The sequence below is a fragment of the Arhodomonas sp. AD133 genome (genome assembly GCF_051195215.1).
Lineage (GTDB): Bacteria > Pseudomonadota > Gammaproteobacteria > Nitrococcales > Nitrococcaceae > Arhodomonas.
Genome location: NZ_JBNAZM010000084.1, coordinates 1 through 8,381, shown reverse-complemented (window position 1 = coordinate 8,381; position 8,381 = coordinate 1). Strand labels below are relative to the sequence as shown.

Genomic DNA, 8,381 nt, shown 5'->3' with positions numbered 1-8,381 from the left:
ACACCTTCACTGGAGCGCTCCCATTTCATGGCATGAATTCTACCAGAACATGACATTACTTTCTAAATGATTAGTATACCGCCGTGCCAGCTCCCGCTCCGACAGCGAGGAGTGTCGGATTTCCTCGCGGATACGCGGCGTCGTGCGAGCTCGGGCGTGGACCGTCATGCTGCTCATGCGCACCTACCTTCCGTGCTCGGTTCCATGGCCGTGAGGCAGTCTCGCAAGGCCTGCCTGGCTTGGAAAAGGGGGTAGCTGTTGACAGGAATACAATCAGGCGAGACCTGACATCTAGTGACCAGTAAAGATCAGAATCTCACCAAGGCCCATGTGAAGTATCTGGAGAGCCAGCTCATGGCGCAGGCCAAGCACGCCGGGCGCTGCGGCCTGGTCAACAGCACCGCTCATGAGTATGGCGTACTGCCGGAAGCGGATCAGTCGGACATGGCTTTCTTCGCTGAGCAGATCCGGATTGTTTTGCCGGTGCTTGGTTTTGACTTCCTCAAGGCGCCCGCCGAGTCCGGCGCGGCTAAGCAGACGCCGGCCTCACCGGATTCGCCGGTATTCGAGATGCGCATTCCGAAACACGGCATCAAGGCCCAGGCGCGGGAGATCGATGGCGAGTTTGTGGTGCTGGAAGGCTCGCTCGCCCGTGAAAGCTGGGTGTCGGAGCACAAGGGCTACAGCGATCTGTTCCAGCAACTGACCCAGGATGAAGTGCTGGTGCCGGATGGCGCCGGCAAACGGCGGTTCACGAAGGATCATGGCTTTTCGAGCCCGAGTGCGGCAGCCGCCGTGGTTTCTGGACGCAACGCCAACGGTCGGACAAGCTGGTGCGTCGCGGGCACGAAGAAAAGCTACAGCGACTGGCAGGACGAAATCATCAGCCAGCAGAGCGTCGAGACTCAACAAGGCGAAGCATAACGTCATGGCCGATAGCCGCGAGCACCAGTTCCAGCAGGACATCATTGACGATCTCGCCGCCGATGGCTGGCTGGTCGGCGAGGCGAGCGGCTATGACCGCACCAACGCGCTCTACCCCGAGGACCTGCTCGGCTTCGTCCAGGAGGCCTACCCGGAGCGCTGGGAGAAGTTCACCAAGAACAATCCCCAGAACCCCGAACTGGCGCTGATCAAGGCCACCGTCCGGGAGCTGGAAAAGCAGGGCACGCTGGATGTGCTGCGCCACGGCTTCAAGGTCCCCGGCGTTCGCATCGAGACCTGCAGTTTCAAGCCCGATCACGGCATGAACCCCGAGGCCCAGGCGCGTTACCGCACCAACCGGCTGCGGGTGGTCCCGGAGGTCTCCTACTCGCCCCACGCCCGTGAGGGCGAATACAACCCGCGGCTGGATCTGGTGCTGTTCGTCAACGGCATCCCCACGGCCACGCTGGAGCTCAAGAGCGCGTTCAAGCAGTCCGTCGAGCAGGCGAAGCGCCAGTACAAGAAGGATCGCCCGCCCAAGGACACGTTGACGCGCAAGCCCGAGCCGCTGCTGACCTTCAAGCGCGGCGCGCTGGTGCACTTCGCCGTGAGCCAGGACGAGGTGGCCATGGCCACCCGGCTCGCCGGCCCGGAGACTACCTTCCTGCCCTTCAACCAGGGCACCGACGAGGGCGGCGCCGGCAACCCGCCGCCCCCGGACGAGCACACCTACGCCACCAGCTACCTTTGGCGGCAGGTATTCGCCCCGGATGCCTGGCTCAAGGTCATCGGCCGGTTCCTGCACTTGGAAAAGAAGACGGAGGAAGGCTTCGACGGCAAGCGCACGACGAAGGAGGCGCTGATCTTCCCCCGCTACCACCAGTGGGACGTGGTCAACAAGCTGCTCGCCACCACGGCGGAGGAAGGCGCCGGCAGGCGTTATCTCATCCAGCACAGCGCCGGCTCGGGCAAGTCCAACTCCATTGCCTGGGTGGCCCACCAACTCGCCTCGCTCTACGGCGAGAGCGGCGACAAGCTCTTCAACTCGGTGATCGTGGTCACCGATCGCACGGTGCTGGACGACCAGCTCCAGCGAACCATATACCAGTTCGAGCACGCCCAGGGCGTGGTGCGCCCGATTACCCGGGACATCGGCAACCAGAGCAAGTCCGAGCAGCTCGCCGATGCGCTTAGTGAGCAGACACGCATCATCATCGTCACCATCCAGACCTTCCCGGCGCTGTTCGACGCCCTGGATGCCCGGCCGCAACTAGCCGAGGGCCGTTACGCGGTGATCGCCGACGAGGCGCACTCATCCCAGTCCGGCGCCTCCGCCAGCAAGCTCAAGTCGATCCTCGGCGCTGACCGGCCGGAGGACGAGGAGGTGAGCGCCGAGGAGCTGCTGGATGCCGCGGTCGAGGCGCGCAAGCCCACCGAGCGCATCAGCTACTATGCCTTCACGGCCACGCCCAAGGGCAAGACGCTGGAGCTCTTCGGCCGGCCTGAGAACCCGGAGCTGCCCGCAAGCGGCGACAACCTGCCGCAGCCGTTCCACGTGTACTCCATGCGCCAGGCCATCGAGGAGGGATTCATCCTCGATGTGCTCAAGAACTACACCACCTACAGCACCGCCTGGCGGCTCGCGCATCCAGACGGCGACGAGTACGAGGTGGACTCCCGGAAGGCCTCAGCCAGGCTTGCCCGTTGGGTGAGGCTCCATCCGTATAACATCGGCCAGAAGGTGGAGGTGATCGTCGAGCACTTCCGATCGCGCGTGCGTCACCTGCTGAATGGCCAGGCCAAGGCCATGGTAGTTACTGGTAGCCGCCAGGAGGCCGTGCGTTACGCCCTGGCCATGCGGCGCTATGTGGAAGAGCAAGGGTTGGGTGACGTCCACCCCCTGGTCGCCTTCTCGGGCACCGTGCCGCCGGATGACACCATTCCCCAGGAGGTCACGGAACAGAGCTCGCTGCTCAACCCCGGCCTCACGGGCCGCGATCATGCCGAGGCGCTGGATACCGACGCTTTCAACGTGCTGATCGTCGCCAACAAGTACCAGACCGGTTTCGACCAACCGAAGCTGTGTGCCATGTACGTGGACAAGAAGCTCAAGGGCGTGGACTGCGTGCAGACGCTCTCGCGGCTCAACCGCGTCTTCCCGGGCAAGGAGACGTTCATCCTGGATTTCATCAACGATGAACAGGAGATCCTCGACGCCTTCCGCCCCTACTACAACAAGGCCGAGCTCGCTGACGTCTCCGACCCCAACGTGGTCTACGACCTGCAGCGCACCCTGGACGCGGCCGGCATCTACCACTGGCAGGAGGTGGAGCAGTTCGCCCGGGCGTTCTTCGACCCCAAGGCGAGTGCGACGAAACTGAGCTACTACTGCCAGCCAGCGAAAGAGCGGTTCACGCACCGCTACAAGGGCGCCCAGGAGCAGCGCAGCACCTGGAAGCAGGCCAAACGCGAGGCTGAACGCAACGGTGACGAGGCCGGGGCCGCCAAGGCCGAGCACGAGATCAAGGAAGCGGGCGAGGCCATCGACGAGCTCGATCTCTTCCGCAAGAACCTGCAGAGCTTCGTGCGCGGCTACGAGTTCCTCTCCCAGATCATCAGCTTCGACGACCCGGAGCTGGAGCAGCTCTGCGTGTTCGCCAAGCACCTCCACCCACTGCTGCGCGTGGATCGCCTGGACCAGGAGGAGATCGACCTATCGGAGCTGGCGCTCACCCACTACCGGCTGACCAAACGCCAGGAACAGCGTCTGCAACTCGAAGTCCAGGATGAGAGCGGCGAATACAACCTGAAGCCCGTCAGCGAGGTGGGTTCCGGCAAGCCCCACGACCCGGAGAAAAAGCGCCTCTCCGAGATCATCGACCGGCTCAACGACCTATTCGGCGCCGAGGTGAGCGACGACGACAAACTCCATTTCGCCCAGGGCGTAGCCGACCGCATCGAACGCGACGAGGCGGTAATGGCGGAGGTGAACCGCAACAGCCCGCAGCAGCTCATGCACGGGCAGTTCCCCCAGCGCGTGGCGGATATCGTGCTCGATGCCATGAACGACAACGAGAAGCTGTCCATGGAGATCCTGGACGACAAGGAAAAGGGGCGGGACTTTGCGATGCTGATCCTGCGGCTGCTGACGTGGCGCGAGAACTCGGCGGACCGACAGGCGTCCAATCCCACCTCCACCTATTGAGCCCCCTGCCGGGAAGCCGATGAGCCTGTTCAAGCTCGGCGATAAGGACCGGGACGGCCGCCAGAAGCGCATCGAGCACACCGGCAAGTATCTGCGTGCCGGTCGCACCGGCGGTGTCTCCCTGCGAGCCCACACTCGTATCTCTAGCGTGAATGTCACCGGTAACACTAGCCACGGTTTGCGGGTGTCGACGCGGCTGGCCAGGAACACCCAGGTCGCGATGCAGAACGGGCGCTTCATCCTGCGCGGGCGCTACGGCTCGGACGCGGCCAAGGTGAACCTCTCCAAGAGCGGCGTCTCGGTGTCGAGCAAGACCCCGGTCGGTGCGTTCAACTGGATCAAGCCGGGCCGCTCCTCATTCAAGCTAGCCGGCATCCAGTTACGCGGGCACAAGGCCGCCTACCTGAGGTCGTCTATCTGCTGATGGCCGCCATCGTCGGTGTGATCGGCCTGCTTCTGCGGCTGGTGGCTGGACTGGTTGCTCTGATTGGCCAGGGCGTGCAGGCCGTGATCGCGCGTCGCGAACGCGCCCTACGCAAGAAGGAGCGGCTCGGTCTTGGCGTCGAAGACGTGGCAGAACAGGGAGAGCGGGTCCTGGATGCCAACGGCGTCGATCTGGACCAGGAACCGGCGCGGGATCTCCTTGCGGCGCTAGTTTTCGTTGTCGTATGCCTGGGGCGTGGCTGGCGACGGTTCGACCCCGTGGCCGCCGGAATGTCCGACCCGGACAGCGCCGCTGAACACGCGTTGGCGCACGACGTTCGCGTAGCCGGTGAACAGTTGAACGCATGGCTCGCGGCCGTCTCGGACGAACCGGAGCCGCGACCGACGCTCGGCATTGTGCATCACCTGGCCGCGGCGTTTGCCCGGCGAGTGGATGATGCCGTTCGTGCCGAAACCCTGCTCTCGCTCGACGACGCCTGCCTTGCCGCCGGCCCGAGGACGGTGCTCCAGGACGAGATGATCGACCTCCTTGCCGAAACGCTAGGCGTGGACCTAGTGCTGGAGGGGGAGGCCTGAGCATGGCGATACCGGGCGGATTCGGCGGGCTCGTGGGCATTCACCAGCATCTCATCCGCAACCCGGAGGCAAACGCGACCGGGAATGCGTTGCACCCAGGTCACTCGCAGACCCCTGAACGCTGGACGCCAACCTTCTACTTGGTCCCGTACCACGCAATCGACCGTGTGGAACTCGGCCTCGGCGGGCGGGCCAGTTTTCACGACATCGACGCTAACCTGCTGAATGCGGCGATCCGGCGCGTCGTAGACGTTGAAGGCCCGGTCCACTTCCAGGTACTTGCCGACCGCCTGCTAACGGCCGCCGACGTCGGGCGACTGGGCTCCCGTATCCGTGCACGCATCGAGGCTCACTTGGATTCGCTTCAGGACGCGGGGGAGCTGCTATGGCAGGACGAATTCATTGGGCGACCGACCCAGTTTCTGGTGCCCCGCCTGCGGGACTGGTCCGGCGCGCCCGAGAAGACGCGGGACCTCGATCATGTCCATAACACGGAGCTCATGCTATGCCTGTTCCACGCCGTGCTGGAACAGGAAGGCGCCGATGCCGATACAGTGATGAATGATGGGCTTTACCGGATCGGTTTCGTGCGGCTTACAACGAATGCGCGTAACCGCCTGCAGGCGCCTCTGCAGGCGCTGATAGACGAGCACATGGTAGGCCGTAGGGGCGACCGGCTCTTCCTGGCGCGAGAGGCATTCCTGCGGCGGTGATAGTAGTGACGTCGTTTGAACCGAAGCAGCCAGTTACGCCCTTGTCTACGCCTGGAAGGGAGGGGTGTGAAGCAACCCAGAACGGTCTAAGCCGTGACCTATCCCGGTTCTCTCACATACCCATATATCGGGGAACATGTTGCCCACTACCCCAACAAATTGGGTATGGCCATTTGCACGACATTGTCGTGGACCGATATCCTTGGTGGAGTTGACGAAGTCTCAGACTCGGGTGCGTGTAGGCCATGCGTATCGGTGACATCCTGCAGGATAATGAAGACTCGAAAGACAGCTTTGACGCAGCCCTCGATAACGCCCGCGTGGCTGCGGTCGATTCGATTGCGCGAAAGTTCGGCGAACTAGAGCGTAATCTGTTGGAACCAGCTGAGCGCCTTCAGTGTGCTTTCGATCTGCAACGACAGAGTATTGACGAAGCCCTCAGTTCGCAGATTGCGATCCGCACGGCGATACCAGACCTTGAGCCCCTCGCGGCGACACTTGGTGGGCCAAGCTATGGCGCTGACACCAGCGCTCTCCTCGAGCGCACCCTGAACCAGATCACCACACCTGACGGCTCTCTGGTCGACGCGGCGAATTCCATCCGTTCGGCCATGCCGGACATAGAACACCTCAACGAGACGCTCGGCGAACTCAGCCGCTTCGGTGAGACCAACGCCGTACTCCAGCAAGCCCTGGATCAGTTTACTGAACCTGACACGGCTCTGGTCGAGGCCGCGAAATCCATACGCTCGGCCATGCCGGACACCGAGCACCTCAACGAGAGGTTCGGCGAGCTCGGCCGCCTCGGTGAGACCAACGCCATACTCCAGCACGCCCTGGATCAGTTTACCGAACCTGACACGTCTCTGGTCGAGGCCGCGACATCCATGCGTTCAGCCATATCGGACACCGAGCACCTCAACGAGAGGTTCGGCGAGCTCGACCGCTTCGGTGAGACCAACGCCGCACTCCAACACGCCCTGGATCGGATCAACACACCTGACGACACTCTGATCGAGGCGGCGAAATCAATCCATTCGGCCATACCAGACACCGAGCACCTCGCTGAGAGGCTTGGCAGTTTTGGTCGCTTTGGCGAGATCGAACCCGCACTCCGCCAGACTCTGGACCAGAGTGCTGTACCGAATGACACAATCATCGAAGCGATTAGGTCGGCGCGTACGACCATGCCCGAGACCGGGTTAGTCGCCGGGACAGCCCCCAGTCTGGAGCCCTGGATAGCCGAAACCCACGCAGCTGTCGCCCAGCACCGGTCGGCGATTCCCAGTGTGGCTGGCTCGGTCCACGCAGCCGCCTTACCGGTCACCCAATGGCCCAGTGAGCGGCATCCACGCGACGGACGCCCACGGGACACAGATGAACCCAGTCTTCATGCCGCCCTGGCAGTAATAGGGTTGCATGTGCCGCACGGCGGAGCACCGGACCCAAACGTGATTGCATACATGGCGTTGTATAAGCTGGAAGCAGCGATACGGCAGTTCGTAGAGGAAGAACTGGAGAAGGCGCATGGCCGGCAATGGGAAAAGTATGGAATCTCAGGGCATCTGAGGAAGAAGTGGTGGGACAAGCAGGGAAGAGATGCAGCTGCTGGCGGGACCGACGGGTCACTACTCTCTTACGCGGACCTAGACGACTACCGGGCCATCATTGTCCAACGGGACAACTGGTCGCGTGCCTTCGGAAGTGCCTTCGGTAGCAAGGAGTCCGTACAAGAGTCCTTCCGGCGCTTACAGCCGTTGCGAAACGCCGTCGCCCACATGCGAGATATTACGCGGCGAGAGTTGGTGGAGGCACTTGTGGAAATTCAGCGTCTACTGGAGCCGATTCGATACAGCGACTGAGCTGTTCTGCTATCGGGCACCTTACGAGAAGGCCGCGGTTTCACATTCCAACTCCCCCGCCCCCACTGTCGATCTAGCCGGAAGGATCACCAGACGTCACTCGCACGCACGTCGGGCATAGGTAAGCGTTCATTCGAGGCCGTTCTTCCGGGACACTTAGTCCGCGCATAGCCTTTTGCGTGCATTCACTGGCACGGGAGGGAGCGATGATCAGCAACGAGGGCCGGCATATCCGACGCAGCGAGGCCCAGTGGCGGGAGATCTTCGCCGCGCATGAAGCCAGCGGCCTCAGCCAAGCGGCGTTCTGCCGGCGTGAGGGGTTGGCGTTGAGCACCTTCGCGTACTGGAAACGCCGCCTGGCGATGGACGACGCGGCACCGGCGTCAGAGTCCGGGGCGGCGGTGATCGATCTCGGCGCGCTCGATGATCGGCCTGCCGGCTGGGAGGTCGAGATCGCGTTGGGCGAGGGTGTCTCGCTGACGCTTCGGCGGCGCTGATGTTCTTCCCGGAGTCGCGGGTACGGGTGTGGCTGTATGCCCGGCCGACGGATATGCGCAAGAGCTTCGCCGGGCTGAGCGCTCTTGCGAGGCACGCGCTCGGCGAGGAGCCGACCAGCGGCGACCTGTTCGTGTTCATCAACCGCCGGCGCACGTACAT

8 protein-coding genes are annotated in these 8,381 nt (G+C 63.1%); all 8 read left to right on the top strand.

Going from position 1 to position 8,381, the window contains the following annotated elements; genetic code table 11:
- Positions 1–294: 294 nt before the first annotated feature.
- Entirely contained in the window at positions 295–924 is a 630-nt protein-coding gene (locus ACPEES_RS22510) for a DUF4357 domain-containing protein (protein ID WP_435106591.1), read from the top strand.
- Between the two features lie 4 nt (positions 925–928).
- Positions 929–4,129: a type I restriction endonuclease subunit R gene (locus ACPEES_RS22505; RefSeq protein ID WP_435106589.1), complete on the top strand. Its 3,201-nt coding sequence runs from the start codon at positions 929–931 to the stop codon at positions 4,127–4,129.
- Positions 4,130–4,148: 19 nt separating this feature from the next.
- Positions 4,149–4,553: a hypothetical protein gene (locus tag ACPEES_RS22500; protein ID WP_435106586.1), complete on the top strand. Its 405-nt coding sequence runs from the start codon at positions 4,149–4,151 to the stop codon at positions 4,551–4,553.
- A complete protein-coding gene (locus ACPEES_RS22495; RefSeq protein WP_435106584.1) occupies positions 4,553–5,149 on the top strand; it encodes a hypothetical protein in 597 nt (198 codons plus the stop codon). The genes ACPEES_RS22500 and ACPEES_RS22495 overlap by 1 nt, the downstream gene beginning before the upstream one ends.
- 2 nt (positions 5,150–5,151) lie before the next feature.
- A complete protein-coding gene (locus ACPEES_RS22490; RefSeq protein WP_435106582.1) occupies positions 5,152–5,862 on the top strand; it encodes a DUF3320 domain-containing protein in 711 nt (236 codons plus the stop codon).
- 245 nt (positions 5,863–6,107) lie between these two features.
- Positions 6,108–7,724, top strand: coding sequence for a Swt1 family HEPN domain-containing protein (locus tag ACPEES_RS22485; protein WP_435106580.1), 1,617 nt, complete (start codon positions 6,108–6,110; stop codon positions 7,722–7,724).
- A gap of 206 nt (positions 7,725–7,930) precedes the next feature.
- A complete protein-coding gene (gene tnpA / locus ACPEES_RS22480) occupies positions 7,931–8,221 on the top strand; it encodes an IS66 family insertion sequence element accessory protein TnpA (protein ID WP_435106578.1) in 291 nt (96 codons plus the stop codon).
- Positions 8,221–8,381, top strand: a 161-nt coding sequence (gene tnpB, locus ACPEES_RS22475) for an IS66 family insertion sequence element accessory protein TnpB (RefSeq protein WP_435106593.1), incomplete at its 3' end; no start/stop codon positions are given. The genes tnpA and tnpB, both read left to right, overlap by 1 nt.